This window comes from Escherichia sp. WS1368 (assembly GCF_046487485.1).
In the GTDB taxonomy this organism is placed as follows: domain Bacteria; phylum Pseudomonadota; class Gammaproteobacteria; order Enterobacterales; family Enterobacteriaceae; genus Escherichia; species Escherichia coli.
This window is the reverse complement of the sequence record NZ_JBJQJI010000017.1, coordinates 1-14,313: the sequence shown is the minus strand read 5'-3', so window position 1 is coordinate 14,313 and position 14,313 is coordinate 1. Positions and strand designations below refer to the sequence as shown.

Genomic DNA, 14,313 nt, shown 5'->3' with positions numbered 1-14,313 from the left:
GTCTGGAGTTTCAGTTTAACTAGTGACTTGAGGAAAACCTAATGTCCAAAATCGTAAAAATCATCGGTCGTGAAATCATCGACTCCCGTGGTAACCCGACTGTTGAAGCCGAAGTACATCTGGAGGGTGGTTTCGTCGGTATGGCAGCTGCTCCGTCAGGTGCTTCTACTGGTTCCCGTGAAGCTCTGGAACTGCGCGATGGCGACAAATCCCGTTTCCTGGGTAAAGGCGTAACCAAAGCTGTTGCTGCGGTAAACGGCCCGATCGCTCAGGCACTGATTGGCAAAGATGCCAAAGATCAGGCTGGCATTGACAAGATCATGATCGACCTGGACGGCACCGAAAACAAATCCAAATTCGGCGCGAACGCAATCCTGGCTGTATCTCTGGCTAACGCCAAAGCTGCTGCAGCTGCTAAAGGTATGCCGCTGTACGAGCACATCGCTGAACTGAACGGCACTCCGGGCAAATACTCCATGCCGGTTCCGATGATGAACATCATCAACGGTGGTGAGCACGCTGACAACAACGTTGATATCCAGGAATTCATGATTCAGCCGGTTGGCGCGAAAACTGTGAAAGAAGCCATCCGCATGGGTTCTGAAGTTTTCCATCACCTGGCAAAAGTTCTGAAAGCGAAAGGCATGAACACTGCTGTTGGTGACGAAGGTGGCTATGCGCCGAACCTGGGTTCCAACGCTGAAGCTCTGGCTGTTATCGCTGAAGCTGTTAAAGCTGCTGGCTATGAACTGGGCAAAGACATCACTCTGGCGATGGACTGCGCAGCTTCTGAATTCTACAAAGACGGTAAATACGTTCTGGCTGGCGAAGGCAACAAAGCATTCACCTCTGAAGAATTCACTCACTTCCTGGAAGAACTGACCAAACAGTATCCGATCGTATCCATCGAAGACGGTCTGGACGAATCTGACTGGGACGGTTTCGCATACCAGACCAAAGTTCTGGGCGACAAAATCCAGCTGGTTGGTGACGACCTGTTCGTAACCAACACCAAGATCCTGAAAGAAGGTATCGAAAAAGGTATCGCTAACTCCATCCTGATCAAATTCAACCAGATCGGTTCTCTGACCGAAACTCTGGCTGCAATCAAGATGGCGAAAGACGCTGGCTACACTGCAGTAATCTCTCACCGTTCTGGCGAAACTGAAGATGCTACCATCGCTGACCTGGCTGTTGGTACTGCTGCAGGCCAGATCAAAACTGGTTCTATGAGCCGTTCTGACCGCGTTGCTAAATACAACCAGCTGATTCGTATCGAAGAAGCTCTGGGCGAAAAAGCACCGTACAACGGTCGTAAAGAGATCAAAGGCCAGGCATAAGTCTGACTTTATCTGATTTAAAAATGCCAGCCTTCGGGCTGGCATTTTTTATGGTTGAGTTACCAGCGACCGGACGCGCCGCCACCGCCAGAAGAACCGCCCCCGCCGCTAAATCCGCCGCCACTTGAGCCGCCACCGGAACCGCTGTTGTCTGAATGATAACTTCTACCAGATGCTTTTTTCTGAAGTACACATAAACAGGTAAAGACCATAATGGTGGTGAAAGTAAAAAAGAAGAAAAATACAGCACTGGAAAAAGTTTTATCGGAGAACAGGAATAAATCTAAAAGATAGATTGCTGAAATACAGACACTGCTTTTACATGCGCGACAAAAATTACTGCCTTGATGAAAAAACCAGAAAGGGAAGAACATCACTGCAAATACCCAAAAAATAGCAAAGTAATAATGATCACTGGAAGACGCTGATTCAATTTCTGAAGGATTAGCCGGATATTGGTGTTGTGAAGTGAGTTGGTTATTCAAAGCGTTTATAGCTAGCTCTAATCCCTGAGCTAATTTTTGTTGTTTAAATGCGGGTATCATGTTGCTACGGATGATATCTCCAGCCAGAGCATCGGTTACCTTTTCTTCCAGCCCATAACCTACCTGGATGCGGACAGTACGATCCGACCAGGCAACAATGATCAGTATCCCATCATTACGTTTGGCATCTCCTAAACGCCAATTGTCAAAAACCCGTGTAGCATATTTTTCAATTGTCTCGTCTTTGGTTGTGGGAACAATTAATACAGCAATTTGCACTTGGGTATTATTGAAAATAGATTCTAACTTGTACGTCAGTTCTTTCTTTTCTTGTGAGTTTAAGCTACTCGTAAGATCCGTAACTTGTTGCTGTAATGATGGGACAATAGTTGGTTGGGCTGCAACAAAGGAACACACGAATGTGAATATTAGTATGAAATAGCGCATTATAAATGTCCCATTAAAGCTGGATAAATAAATTGACGGCGGCATCGGTAATTTGAGATTCGTTATAATTAAAAACGAACACAGAAAAAATAAGTATAATTTTGGTGAATGTTTTTGACATGATTAAATCCCTTTACTTTATTTATTTCTGACATAATACGTTACTCCCTTTTATTATTAACGATCTGTTTCTCATTTTTCTTTAAACCTGCCTGTAACAGAATGTTAATAAGACATGATTGTTGTGGCAGGATCTGCAATAATTAACAATTATCCACTTCACAGAGAATGCTATGCAGTACCCGATTAACGAGATGTTCCAGACCCTGCAAGGTGAGGGTTACTTTACCGGCGTCCCCGCCATTTTTATTCGTTTACAGGGATGCCCGGTTGGCTGTGCCTGGTGCGACACCAAACACACCTGGGAAAAGCTTGAGGATCGGGAAGTCTCCCTTTTCAGCATTCTGGCGAAGACCAAAGAGAGTGATAAGTGGGGGGCGGCGAGCAGTGAAGACTTGCTGGCTGTCATTGGTCGCCAGGGATACACCGCGCGGCATGTGGTGATTACGGGTGGTGAGCCTTGCATTCATGATTTGCTGCCACTGACTGACCTGCTCGAAAAGAACGGTTTTAGCTGCCAGATAGAAACCAGCGGTACTCATGAAGTGCGTTGTACGCCGAATACCTGGGTCACCGTGTCGCCAAAGCTAAATATGCGTGGTGGTTATGAAGTATTGTCGCAAGCCCTGGAGCGAGCTAACGAAATCAAACACCCAGTTGGACGCGTACGTGATATCGAAGCACTGGATGAATTGCTTGCGACGCTGACCGATGATAAACCGCGAGTCATTGCACTGCAGCCGATTAGCCAAAAGGATGATGCCACACGTTTGTGCATTGAAACCTGCATTGCGCGTAATTGGCGTTTGTCGATGCAAACACATAAATATTTAAATATTGCCTGATTACACATTTATAAGCGTTATAAATGGGTGGAACCTGTAAAGACTTCTACTCATTTATATTCTTTGTCGCCTCTAAAAAACCTCCATTTTGCCCATCCTGGACTAATCATTATCATTTTCTACAAATTCTGTGGCGTTAATTTTTCGTTGGAGTGAAAATTATTACGTCGGAGTTTGGTGGATTTTAGTCGGTATAGAATTACTTTAAATATTTGGCTTTTCAATCAATGAATTAAGTGCTCTTTAACATAATGGATGTGTTGTTTGTGTGTTTCTGTTAAGTTGGTAGATTGTGACTGACTTAAAAAATCAATAATTAATAATAGGTTATGTTTAGTGAGTTCCCCGCGCCAGCGGGGATAAACCGTTTGCTGAGTGTGCATACACACTTGAACATCAGAGTTCCCCGCGCCAGCGGGGATAAACCGCTATCAGTAACAACCTGGTAAATATCGGTTTTGAGTTCCCCGCGCCAGCGGGGATAAACCGTGCACGCCCTGCCGGAATCTCCCCTCGCTCTCGAGTTCCCCGCGCCAGCGGGGATAAACCGAGTAAGCCGGTTGATTATCGCCAGGGATATTAGAGTTCCCCGCGCCAGCGGGGATAAACCGGGAAAATAAACGCGTTATTCCTTGATGGGTGCGAGTTCCCCGCGCCAGCGGGGATAAACCGAGCAACAGGTATTTCATATGGCCTGCCGTGCTGAGTTCCCCGCGCCAGCGGGGATAAACCGGCCAGCGGCGCTGAGTACGACGACCTGATTAAGAGTTCCCCGCGCCAGCGGGGATAAACCGTCAATACAACAGCAATGCTGGAGCTGGAAAAAGAGTTCCCCGCGCCAGCGGGGATAAACCGTGGTGGGATAGCTGCTCTGCCAGCGTGTCGCGGAGTTCCCCGCGCCAGCGGGGATAAACCGTGGGCGCAGCTCATGTATTCCAATAAGGATATGAGTTCCCCGCGCCAGCGGGGATAAACCGAGATTCGCGCAATGTACGGTAAAGACAGCACCGAGTTCCCCGCGCCAGCGGGGATAAACCGGGATTCTGCACTCTTTGATGTAATGGTACTGCGAGTTCCCCGCGCCAGCGGGGATAAACCGTTTGTTTTGATGATTTATCAGTATATGAATTGGAGTTCCCCGCGCCAGCGGGGATAAACCGATTTTTGCGCGGCCTGCATGAAACCAGTGGCAAAGTTCCCCGCGCCAGCGGGGATAAACCGGTACCGTTGAGCAATGGTGGGTAAATGGTGCTGAGTTCCCCGCGCCAGCGGGGATAAACCGATTTAGATACGGCACACAGGAATGCGCTGGATGAGTTCCCCGCGCCAGCGGGGATAAACCGCATGGGAGTCCAGATTACAAATTCCAGAATGGGAGTTCCCCGCGCCAGCGGGGATAAACCGCGCCAGTCTGAGGTTTTCCGGTCATACATCGTGAGTTCCCCGCGCCAGCGGGGATAAACCGACCGTTGCTACACATATGATCAGGCATGTGCCGAGTTCCCCGCGCCAGCGGGGATAAACCGGACGATGAGACGCCCTGGTGTGCCGCGTTCGTGAGTTCCCCGCGCCAGCGGGGATAAACCGCGTTTAGCTCCGCAATGTTGGATATCACTGATGAGTTCCCCGCACCAGCGGGAATAAACCACCATATAACCCGTTATCTCTTTCTCAAGTTTTTATATTAGCAGTACTCGTATTAAGCAACATATCCACGTAACACCTCATGTTCAAAATAGCTCTCCATATATGAGAAGTTCACAATTATCGATACAAAAAATCAAATTTAATCAAAGTGTTATTTGTATAATCCTTAAACCGTTAAGAAATTTTAACATATTATTTTTTTAATATTAATTAATGCCTGTTAATTTTTTCTTTAGAATAACAGTGTATTTTTTAAGCTTGTTATTCATTGATTAAGTAATAAATCTGGAAATTTGTCTTTGTTTTGAGGCTAATGAGTGGTTTTACATAATCGCCTCTATACGCTGTTGATGAATAGTTCTTATGAATAAAGATATCCAGTTCATACTTTAAGTGAAAATTGATAAAGTGCGATTCGTATTGTCTTTTATTCTAAAGACATCGAGTGTAGTTAATATTCCTTGTAAAAACAGGGATAAACCGAACTAGTTAAAGTTTTTATTATGTTCCCTGCATCAGCGGGGATAAACCGGACTTGTTATCATTTTTTAAGTTGTCGAACTTATGTTCCCCGCGCCAGCGGGGATAACCATTCAGGTATGTTCAGGCCGGGCAGTTTCCCGCCCGGTCTTCCTCACTTACGCATTCGACCAGCTCTGGATCGAATCCGCATTCCCCAATTCCCCATGCATCACTTCATACGATTTTTTCAGGATTACATCAGTATGTTTGGTTAACTCCTTGAAAATGCCTTTATTCATCGCGTTGTAGCGTTTGGCGTTGCTCTCAACAGGCATAAAGATATCTTTCACGCGAACCATTTTGTCGACAGCCGTTGCGTAATCCGGGTATAGCCCCAGACCTACCGCCGTATTAATCGCTGCCCCCAGGCTTGCACAACCATTAATGGCGTTACGGCGTGCCGGAAGGTTGAACACGTCGGCAAAAATCTGCATAAACAGATCGCTGTTCGAACCGCCGCCAGTAATGATCACATGCTTTGCAAAGTGATTCATTTCATTACACATATTGTCGTAATTGTTCTTCAGCGTCAGCGCCACGCTTTCCAGTATCGAACGATATATCCATGCGTAATCCATGCTGGAATCAAAGCCAATCATAATCCCGCGTTTGTACGGTTCCCACGGATTGGTCAGCCAGTCCAGCACCGTCATCAGACCATTACAGCCTGGCGGCACACAAGACGCTTTTTTGTTGAGCAAATCTTCCGGTGAAAGATCCTGTGCTTTGGCATCCTGAATTAACGACTCGCCTAACATGTCGCGTAGCCAGCTCACCGTCCACATGCCTTTGCGAATACCGTAACCTTCATACAGCAAGGTTTGCGGAATAGAAGACATAATCGGCCAGTACGCTACCGGATCTTTCGGTAGTAATTTGCCGTTCATCATCAACGCGATGTAAGTGCCAAGAGAAATTACCGCAGTTTCATCATCCAGTAACCCGGCTCCCAGTGCTTCTACCGGTTTATCACTGGTGGTACAAACAACCGGCAGCCCAGCCGGGAAATGTGTCGCCAGCGCGGCTTGAGGAGTGATATGCCCAAGAACAGTGCCCGGCATTTGCACATCAAACAGCATATGACGGGGGATATTAAACTTCTCCATGACTGCGGCATCTTCACTCCATGCCCAGGTCTTATAATCCACCGGCCACTGACCAAAATAGTTGGCGATATTGTCTTTAAACTCGCCGGTTAAGCGATGCGTCAGATAACCCGAAAAAGAGGTGACATATGCCACGTCAGGATTCGTATGTTCGTAAGGGCGTGTAACGCGTGCATCCTGCCAGCTAATCAACGGCGCAGCTGGCGTGCCATCGGCTTTCAATAACGCACGGCAGCAACGGATGGATCCCAGACCAATACCGACAATATCTTCTTTATTTCCGGCAAACTGACTCATCAAATCGTGACCGGCAAAGCATAATGATGCCCATAAATCGTCGTCAGGATGTTCTGCGGTATCGGCATCTGGCGTGTGCATCGGCTGCAATAAGCCTTTGCCTTCGCAAACCACATTACCTTCCAGATCGTACATCACCACTTTTGTGCTCTGACTTCCACCATCAATCCCTATGATGTATTTTTTCGACATGATTTTTCTCCTGTAATTTTCTGGACTTACTTGCTGCTAGCCATAGCAGGGGCGCTATCAGCAGTACGAATTTTTTGGAACAGCAAAAAGGTAAAGACGATCACCATGGCAAGCGCCGCCATGCCCATCAGCCACATATTGCGGTAGGCTTCTGCAGCGGGCAGGGTGTCTTGCCAGTAGCCGATAATCGGGTAAACGAAGACATCCGGCAGGAATCCAATCACCGAACAAATACCTACCGTGGTGCCCATAATGTAAGACGGTGTTCTCGCTTCGCCAGGGCAGGCCCAGTACAGCCCGCGTGAGGCGTAACAGGTGAATCCCAGCAGTAAAATCAGGCCAATCCCCATCGCGACCGATTGCGGGTTAGAGTTCGTGACGAGCAGGGCAGTTAACGCCAGCAAGCCGAGTACGGAAAGGATTTGGATCACGCGGGTAGGGGATTTCACTTTGCTGTAGGTGGTGATAATGCCGCCAAGTGGGCCGCACAGCGCGCGGAAGATTTTGTTGATCACAATCCCCATGTAGCTCGCCGCCACCAGCGACATGCCGTACATTTCGGTCAGATAGTTGGTGGAGTAACTCAGAATGGCGTAGATGGTGAAGACGCCAAAAATCACCATGCTGCAATACCAGGTGGTGCTGATGCGCAAAACGGCCAGGATGTCGCTAAGCTGGAATGACTGTTTTTCTTCGTTATTGGCACTGCGCAGATTGTTGTTATCGCTAACAAAAAACCAGCACAGAATCCCCAACAAGATGTAAACCACACTATAGATGATGATGACCGTTTTCAGACTGGCGCTGTCATCCGGAGCGAAGCGAGAAAAGACCCACATGGTAAACACCGCCAGCGACATTACACCGACGCCGCGCAGCCCTTCCATCCAGCCCATAATTTTCCCTTGCTCGCTATGATCGCCCAGCAATGAGGCGGCTTTAATCGACACCGACCACAGCATTAAAATAGTGGTTATCGCAAAGGCGACCTGAATACAGAGCATTACCCACAGCGGTGGATATGTTGCCATTAACAGACCCAGTAATCCGGTAATGATCATCGCGGAAGTAATCATTTTGCGGTGTGAAAATTTATCGGCAATAACGCCGCTGGGGGCATAAAGAATAATGGCCGCAATACCAAATGTACTCATTATTAAACCTATCTCGGTATTGCTGAATCCCATAAATTTCGCTATGGGAATTTGATAAATATAACGTAAATAAGCCAGGTCGAAACTAACGCCGCCGCTAAAACTAATTATCGCGAGGGTTATCCAACGGCGATATGAGTTGTGTTGCATATCGTATTCCCATTTGTAATAGACAAAAAAAAGAGAAAAGTAAGCCGCCCTTTCAGGTGGATTACTTTTCTCAGGTCTCTAGTAATTGCAATAAGAAATAACATGGAAAGCAGTGGTGTTGTGTGAGAGTAATCACGCTTCTGCTTTTTAAAATTATTTGACAATTCGAATATCACACTGTGATTACGATCACATTAGCGATTATGCCCTTATGATAAAAATTATCTCCAGTTACCAGAGATAATGAGAAAGGTAACTTCCCTCTCGCGGGGGAAGTTACCTTTCTTTTTTTTTGCCTTACGGAAATTGGAGCTAACTATGTCAATCGAATCTCTCAATGCGTTCTCAATGGATTTTTTCTCCCTGAAAGGTAAAACCGCAATTGTTACCGGCGGGAATAGCGGTTTAGGCCAGGCATTTGCCATGGCGCTGGCCAAAGCAGGCGCAAATATCTTTATTCCAAGCTTCGTTAAAGATAACGGCGAAACAAAGGAAATGATTGAAAAACAGGGTGTTGAGGTGGACTTCATGCAGGTGGATATCACCGCAGAAGGCGCGCCGCAGAAGATAATCGCCGCCTGTTGCGAACGTTTCGGTACCGTCAATATTCTGATTAACAATGCCGGTATTTGTAAGCTGAATAAGGTGCTGAACTTCGGTCGTGCCGACTGGGACCCGATGATTGATGTGAACCTGACCGCCGCATTCGAGTTAAGCTATGAAGCTGCAAAAATTATGATCCCGCAGAAAAGCGGTAAAATCATTAATATCTGTTCATTATTCTCTTACTTAGGTGGACAATGGTCACCTGCATATTCTGCCACTAAACATGCTCTTGCCGGATTCACCAAAGCTTACTGTGATGAACTAGGTCAATATAATATTCAGGTAAATGGTATTGCCCCTGGCTATTATGCAACAGATATTACGCTGGCGACACGCAGTAATCCAGAAACCAATCAGCGCGTTCTTGATCATATTCCGGCAAACCGTTGGGGCGATACTCAGGATTTAATGGGCGCAGCCGTATTCCTCGCAAGTCCGGCATCGAATTATGTCAACGGACATTTATTAGTGGTTGATGGTGGTTATTTAGTGCGCTAATCCATAACGGTGGTTTCTGTTTTCTCTTATTAATGATTATTCCATTTTTATTATCAGGAAGGAATTACTATGTCTTTATCTCGCGCAGCGATTGTCGACCAGCTAAAGGAAATTGTTGGTGCAGATCGCGTAATTACCGATGAAACAGTATTAAAGAAGAACAGTATTGACCGTTTTCGCAAATTTCCGGATATTCATGGCATTTATACTTTGCCGATTCCGGCAGCGGTCGTAAAACTCGGTTCCACAGAACAAGTATCCCGTGTGCTGAATTTTATGAATGCGCACAAAATTAACGGTGTGCCGCGTACCGGTGCTTCCGCTACCGAAGGTGGGCTGGAAACCGTTGTGGAAAACTCGGTGGTGCTCGACGGCTCTGCCATGAATCAAATCATTAATATTGATATTGAGAATATGCAGGCCACGGCGCAATGCGGAGTTCCGCTGGAAGTGCTGGAAAACGCGTTGCGTGAAAAAGGTTACACCACGGGGCATTCTCCGCAGTCAAAGCCGCTGGCGCAGATGGGCGGCCTGGTAGCAACCCGCAGTATCGGGCAGTTCTCCACACTCTACGGCGCAATCGAAGATATGGTCGTTGGTCTGGAAGCAGTATTGGCTGATGGCACCGTAACACGCATTAAAAACGTACCACGCCGCGCGGCAGGCCCGGACATTCGTCACATCATCATCGGCAACGAAGGTGCATTGTGCTATATCACTGAAGTAACTGTGAAAATCTTTAAGTTCACCCCGGAAAACAACCTCTTCTACGGCTATATCCTGGAAGACATGAAAACCGGCTTCAACATCCTGCGTGAAATCATGGTGGAAGGGTATCGTCCGTCGATCGCTCGTTTGTATGACGCTGAAGATGGCACCCAACACTTCACCCATTTTGCTGACGGAAAATGCGTGCTGATCTTTATGGCTGAAGGTAACCCTCGCATTGCGAAGGCGACGGGCGAAGGGATTGCTGAAATCGTGGCACGTTACCCGCAATGCCAGCGAGTGGACAGCAAGCTGATCGAAACCTGGTTTAACAACCTGAACTGGGGACCGGATAAAGTAGCTGCCGAACGTGTGCAGATCCTCAAAACCGGCAACATGGGCTTTACCACCGAAGTGTCCGGCTGCTGGAGCTGCATTCACGAAATCTACGAAAGCGTTATTAACCGTATTCGTACCGAGTTCCCGCACGCCGACGACATCACCATGCTGGGCGGTCACTCCTCTCACAGCTACCAGAACGGCACCAACATGTACTTCGTTTACGACTACAACGTTGTTGACTGTAAGCCGGAAGAGGAAATCGACAAGTACCACAATCCGCTCAACAAAATCATCTGCGAAGAAACCATTCGCCTCGGTGGTTCGATGGTGCACCACCACGGCATTGGTAAACATCGCGTTCACTGGAGCAAGCTGGAACACGGCAGCGCGTGGACGTTGCTGGAAGGTCTGAAAAAGCAGTTCGATCCTAACGGCATTATGAATACGGGTACTATCTATCCGATTGAAAAATAATGTGTCAGGCAGCGTTCCGCGATGACGGGGCGTTGCCTTTTCGGCTTCTCAGGCGAGAAGCCGTTCTTATTACCGGACAATGAAGGGATAAAGATGAACACTTCACCGGTGCGAATGGATGATTTACCACTTAACCGTTTTCACTGCCGCATTGCTGCGCTCACTTTCGGCGCACACCTGACCGACGGTTATGTCCTCGGCGTCATTGGTTACGCCATTATTCAGCTTACGCCCGCCATGCAACTGACGCCGTTTATGGCGGGAATGATTGGCGGCTCAGCACTCCTTGGTTTGTTTCTTGGCAGCCTGGTTCTGGGCTGGATCTCCGACCATATTGGGCGACAAAAAATCTTCACCTTCAGCTTTTTGCTGATTACGCTTGCTTCGTTTTTACAATTTTTTGCCACCACGCCAGAGCATCTTATTGGACTGCGCATTTTGATTGGCATTGGTCTGGGAGGCGATTACTCAGTCGGTCACACCTTGCTGGCTGAATTTTCCCCGCGCCGCCACCGCGGTATTTTGCTGGGCGCGTTCAGCGTGGTGTGGACTGTAGGCTATGTGCTGGCAAGTATTGCCGGACATCACTTTATTAGCGAAAGCCCGGAGGCCTGGCGCTGGCTGCTGGCATCGGCAGCTCTGCCCGCATTGTTGATTACGTTATTACGCTGGGGAACGCCAGAATCGCCACGCTGGCTACTGCGCCAGGGGCGTTTTGCAGAAGCTCACGCTATCGTGCATCGCTATTTTGGTCCCCATGTTTTACTGGGCGATGAAGTGGCAACGGCGACCCATAAACACATCAAAACCTTGTTCTCTTCGCGCTACTGGCGGCGCACAGCGTTTAACAGCGTCTTCTTTGTCTGCCTCGTAATCCCATGGTTTGTGATTTATACCTGGCTGCCAACTATCGCCCAGACTATTGGTCTGGAAGATGCGTTGACCGCTAGCCTGATGCTTAATGCGTTGTTAATTGTGGGTGCGCTGCTGGGATTAGTTCTGACGCACCTGCTGGCACATCGCAAATTTTTGCTGGGAAGTTTTTTGCTGCTGGCGGCAACGCTGGTAGTGATGGCTTGTTTGCCTTCCGGCAGTTCATTAACGCTGCTGCTTTTTGTTCTCTTCAGCACCACCATTTCGGCAGTCAGTAATCTGGTGGGCATTTTGCCTGCGGAAAGTTTTCCTACTGACATTCGCTCGCTGGGCGTCGGTTTTGCCACCGCCATGAGTCGGTTGGGCGCGGCGGTAAGTACTGGCCTGCTGCCGTGGGTGCTGGCGCAGTGGGGAATGCAAGTCACCTTATTGCTCCTGGCGGCAGTGTTGTTGGTTGGTTTTGTCGTGACCTGGCTATGGGCACCAGAAACCAAAGCACTCCCGCTGGTGGCGGCGGGAAATGTTGGAGGTGCGAATGAACATTCTGTTAGCGTTTAAAGCCGAACCGGATGCCGGAATGCTGGCGGAAAAAGAGTGGCAGGCGGCGGCTCAGGGTAATAGCGGACCGGATGTTTCGCTTCTGCGAAGTTTGCTCGGTGCTGATGAACAGGCTGCCGCCGCGCTGCTGTTGGCGCAGAGAAAAAACGGTACGTCGATGTCTTTAACCGCGTTGAGCATGGGGGATGAACGGGCGTTGCACTGGCTGCGCTATCTTATGGCTCTTGGGTTTGAGGAAGCTGTATTGCTGGAGACGGCGGCAGATCTGCGCTTTGCGCCGGAATTTGTCGCTCGCCATATTGCCGAATGGCAGTACCAGAATCCGCTGGAGCTGATAATTACTGGCTGCCAAAGCAGCGAAGGGCAGAATGGGCAAACGCCATTTTTGCTGGCGGAAATGCTGGGCTGGCCCTGCTTCACCCAGGTGGAGCGTTTTACTCTCGACGCGCCGTTTATCACCCTTGAACAGCGTACTGAAAACGGGCTGCGCTGTTGCCGGGTTCGCTTGCCTGCGGTGATTGCCGTGCGTCAGTGCGGTGAAGTGGCCTTGCCAGTACCGGGAATGCGTCAGCGAATGGCGGTGGGGAAAGCAGCAATTATCCGTAAAACTGTTGCTGCCGAATCGCCAGCGATGCAGTGTCTGCAACTGGCAAGAGCAGAGCAACAACGCGGAGCGACGCTGATTGATGGGCAAACGGTAGCAGAAAAAGCGCAAAAGCTATGGCAGGACTATTTACGCCAAAGGATGCAGCCATGAATATCGCAATTGTGACAATAAATCAGGAGAATGCCGCAACAGCGAGCTGGCAGGCGGCGCAGGATTTCAGCGGTTGTACCCTGGCGCACTGGAAGATTGAACCTCAGCCCGCTGTGGCGGAACAGGTGCTGGATGCGCTGGTGGAACAGTGGCAGCGAACGCCAGCGGACGTTGTTCTCTTTCCGCCGGGAACGTTTGGCGATGAACTGTCGACCCGGCTGGCCTGGCGTTTACATGGTGCAAGCATCTGCCAGGTGACTTCGTTAGATATTCCAACCGTAAGCGTGCGCAAATCCCACTGGGGAAATGCGCTAACGGCGACGCTGCAAACAGAAAAACGCCCGCTATGCCTTTCGCTGGCACGTCAGGCGGGAGCAGATAAAAACGCCACGTTGCCCTCTGGTATGCAGCAACTGAACATTGTCCCAGGTGCGCTTCCCGACTGGCTGGTTAGCATAGAAAACCTGAAAAATGTTACCCGCGACCCATTAGCTGAGGCCAGACGGGTGCTGGTGGTGGGGCAGGGCGGAGAGGCAGATAACCAGGAAATCGCTATGCTGGCAGAAAAGCTGGGAGCCGAAGTGGGCTACAGTCGGGCACGAGTGATGAACGGTGGCGTTGATGCCGAAAAAGTGATTGGTATTTCTGGACATCTGCTGGCACCTGAGGTGTGTATTGTTGTTGGCGCTTCCGGCGCAGCAGCGTTAATGGCGGGCGTACGCAATAGCAAGTTTGTGGTGGCGATTAATCATGACGCCAGCGCAGCGGTATTTTCACAGGCAGATGTTGGCGTGGTTGATGACTGGAAAGTGGTGCTGGAGGCACTGGTGACAAACATTCACGCAGAATGCCAATAACGTGCAGCCGGATGATCCTGCCTACGGTTTCGGGCTGGGGACTTGTAAGCCTGATAAGACGCGTCAATGAACTGAACCCCAAAACCTGGACAGTTTCAGTTAACCGGCTTTTTGATGCTCAGTCCGGTATTCTACCGGACTGAGTCCCCCAAGACTGAGTTTTATTCTTTTTTGATTCCAGTAAGTTATGTATTCGTTAACGGCATTTTCCAGCTCTTCTACATTTCTGTAGTCCCGGCGATAGTAAATTTCTTCTTTCAGGTGACCAAAGAAATTCTCCATTACCGCATTATCAAGACAGTTGCCCTTGCGCGACATGCTCTGCACTAACCCTT

General features: G+C 48.9%; 11 protein-coding genes, 1 pseudogene and 1 CRISPR repeat array. Of the genes and pseudogenes, 7 read left to right on the top strand and 5 right to left on the bottom strand.

Features of this window, described 5'->3' with window-relative positions; all coding sequences use genetic code 11:
• Positions 1 to 41 precede the first annotated feature (41 nt).
• Positions 42 to 1,340: a phosphopyruvate hydratase gene (gene eno, locus ACJHYD_RS20760; protein ID WP_000036723.1), complete on the top strand. Its 1,299-nt coding sequence runs from the start codon at positions 42 to 44 to the stop codon at positions 1,338 to 1,340.
• Between the two features lie 59 nt (positions 1,341 to 1,399).
• On the opposite strand, the gene ACJHYD_RS20755 is transcribed toward eno, so the two are convergent.
• Both ACJHYD_RS20755 and ACJHYD_RS20750 read right to left on the bottom strand, forming a co-directional pair.
• Positions 1,400 to 2,272, bottom strand: coding sequence for a TPM domain-containing protein (locus ACJHYD_RS20755; RefSeq protein ID WP_001551561.1), 873 nt, complete (start codon positions 2,270 to 2,272; stop codon positions 1,400 to 1,402).
• A 13-nt stretch (positions 2,273 to 2,285) separates the two neighbouring features.
• Positions 2,286 to 2,427 (bottom strand): annotated as a pseudogene (locus tag ACJHYD_RS20750) (hypothetical protein).
• 138 nt (positions 2,428 to 2,565) lie between these two features.
• Here ACJHYD_RS20750 and queE point away from each other — a divergent pair.
• Positions 2,566 to 3,237, top strand: a complete 672-nt coding sequence (gene queE, locus ACJHYD_RS20745; RefSeq protein WP_001199973.1) for a 7-carboxy-7-deazaguanine synthase QueE — start codon at positions 2,566 to 2,568, stop codon at positions 3,235 to 3,237.
• 338 nt (positions 3,238 to 3,575) lie between these two features.
• Positions 3,576 to 4,885: direct repeats of the CRISPR family, unit length 29 nt; unit sequence GAGTTCCCCGCGCCAGCGGGGATAAACCG.
• Positions 4,886 to 5,522: 637 nt separating this feature from the next.
• On the opposite strand, the gene ACJHYD_RS20740 is transcribed toward queE, so the two are convergent.
• Both ACJHYD_RS20740 and ACJHYD_RS20735 read right to left on the bottom strand, forming a co-directional pair.
• Positions 5,523 to 7,001 (bottom strand): FGGY-family carbohydrate kinase, encoded by a 1,479-nt coding sequence (locus tag ACJHYD_RS20740; protein ID WP_000039721.1) that lies wholly within the window; start codon positions 6,999 to 7,001, stop codon positions 5,523 to 5,525.
• Between the two features lie 26 nt (positions 7,002 to 7,027).
• Positions 7,028 to 8,305: an MFS transporter gene (locus tag ACJHYD_RS20735; RefSeq protein ID WP_001551560.1), complete on the bottom strand. Its 1,278-nt coding sequence runs from the start codon at positions 8,303 to 8,305 to the stop codon at positions 7,028 to 7,030.
• 318 nt (positions 8,306 to 8,623) lie between these two features.
• On the opposite strand from ACJHYD_RS20735, the gene ACJHYD_RS20730 reads away from it, so the two are divergent.
• The 5 genes from ACJHYD_RS20730 to ACJHYD_RS20710 all read left to right on the top strand — a co-directional run bounded on the left by ACJHYD_RS20730 (position 8,624) and on the right by ACJHYD_RS20710 (position 13,978).
• Positions 8,624 to 9,409 carry an SDR family oxidoreductase gene (locus ACJHYD_RS20730; protein ID WP_001551559.1) on the top strand — a complete coding sequence of 262 codons (786 nt, stop codon included), beginning with the start codon at positions 8,624 to 8,626 and terminating at the stop codon, positions 9,407 to 9,409.
• 69 nt (positions 9,410 to 9,478) lie between these two features.
• Complete coding sequence (locus ACJHYD_RS20725) at positions 9,479 to 10,933, top strand: FAD-binding oxidoreductase (RefSeq protein ID WP_000059301.1); 1,455 nt, start codon at positions 9,479 to 9,481, stop codon at positions 10,931 to 10,933.
• A 21-nt stretch (positions 10,934 to 10,954) separates the two neighbouring features.
• Positions 10,955 to 12,364: an MFS transporter gene (locus ACJHYD_RS20720; protein WP_000147654.1), complete on the top strand. Its 1,410-nt coding sequence runs from the start codon at positions 10,955 to 10,957 to the stop codon at positions 12,362 to 12,364.
• The gene (locus ACJHYD_RS20715; RefSeq protein WP_001521167.1) at positions 12,342 to 13,121 is read left to right on the top strand and encodes an electron transfer flavoprotein subunit beta/FixA family protein; all 780 of its coding nucleotides are present in this window, start codon (positions 12,342 to 12,344) and stop codon (positions 13,119 to 13,121) included. Before ACJHYD_RS20720 ends, ACJHYD_RS20715 begins: the two co-directional genes overlap by 23 nt.
• Complete coding sequence (locus tag ACJHYD_RS20710) at positions 13,118 to 13,978, top strand: electron transfer flavoprotein subunit alpha/FixB family protein (protein WP_001521165.1); 861 nt, start codon at positions 13,118 to 13,120, stop codon at positions 13,976 to 13,978. Before ACJHYD_RS20715 ends, ACJHYD_RS20710 begins: the two co-directional genes overlap by 4 nt.
• A gap of 99 nt (positions 13,979 to 14,077) precedes the next feature.
• On the opposite strand, the gene ACJHYD_RS20705 is transcribed toward ACJHYD_RS20710, so the two are convergent.
• Positions 14,078 to 14,313: IS3 family transposase (locus ACJHYD_RS20705; RefSeq protein WP_155104845.1), on the bottom strand; the 236-nt coding region annotated here is incomplete at its 5' end.

Excerpts from the sequence above, each read along its gene's own strand:
- ACJHYD_RS20730 (WP_001551559.1), top strand. The coding sequence starts at position 8,624 with ATGTCAATCGAATCTCTCAATGCGTTCTCAATGGATTTTTTCTCCCTG.
- ACJHYD_RS20735 (WP_001551560.1), bottom strand. The coding sequence starts at position 8,305 with ATGCAACACAACTCATATCGCCGTTGGATAACCCTCGCGATAATTAGT.
- ACJHYD_RS20720 (WP_000147654.1), top strand. The coding sequence starts at position 10,955 with ATGACGGGGCGTTGCCTTTTCGGCTTCTCAGGCGAGAAGCCGTTCTTA.
- ACJHYD_RS20755 (WP_001551561.1), bottom strand. The coding sequence starts at position 2,272 with ATGCGCTATTTCATACTAATATTCACATTCGTGTGTTCCTTTGTTGCA.
- ACJHYD_RS20710 (WP_001521165.1), top strand. The coding sequence starts at position 13,118 with ATGAATATCGCAATTGTGACAATAAATCAGGAGAATGCCGCAACAGCG.
- ACJHYD_RS20715 (WP_001521167.1), top strand. The coding sequence starts at position 12,342 with ATGAACATTCTGTTAGCGTTTAAAGCCGAACCGGATGCCGGAATGCTG.
- ACJHYD_RS20740 (WP_000039721.1), bottom strand. The coding sequence starts at position 7,001 with ATGTCGAAAAAATACATCATAGGGATTGATGGTGGAAGTCAGAGCACA.
- eno (WP_000036723.1), top strand. The coding sequence starts at position 42 with ATGTCCAAAATCGTAAAAATCATCGGTCGTGAAATCATCGACTCCCGT.
- queE (WP_001199973.1), top strand. The coding sequence starts at position 2,566 with ATGCAGTACCCGATTAACGAGATGTTCCAGACCCTGCAAGGTGAGGGT.
- ACJHYD_RS20725 (WP_000059301.1), top strand. The coding sequence starts at position 9,479 with ATGTCTTTATCTCGCGCAGCGATTGTCGACCAGCTAAAGGAAATTGTT.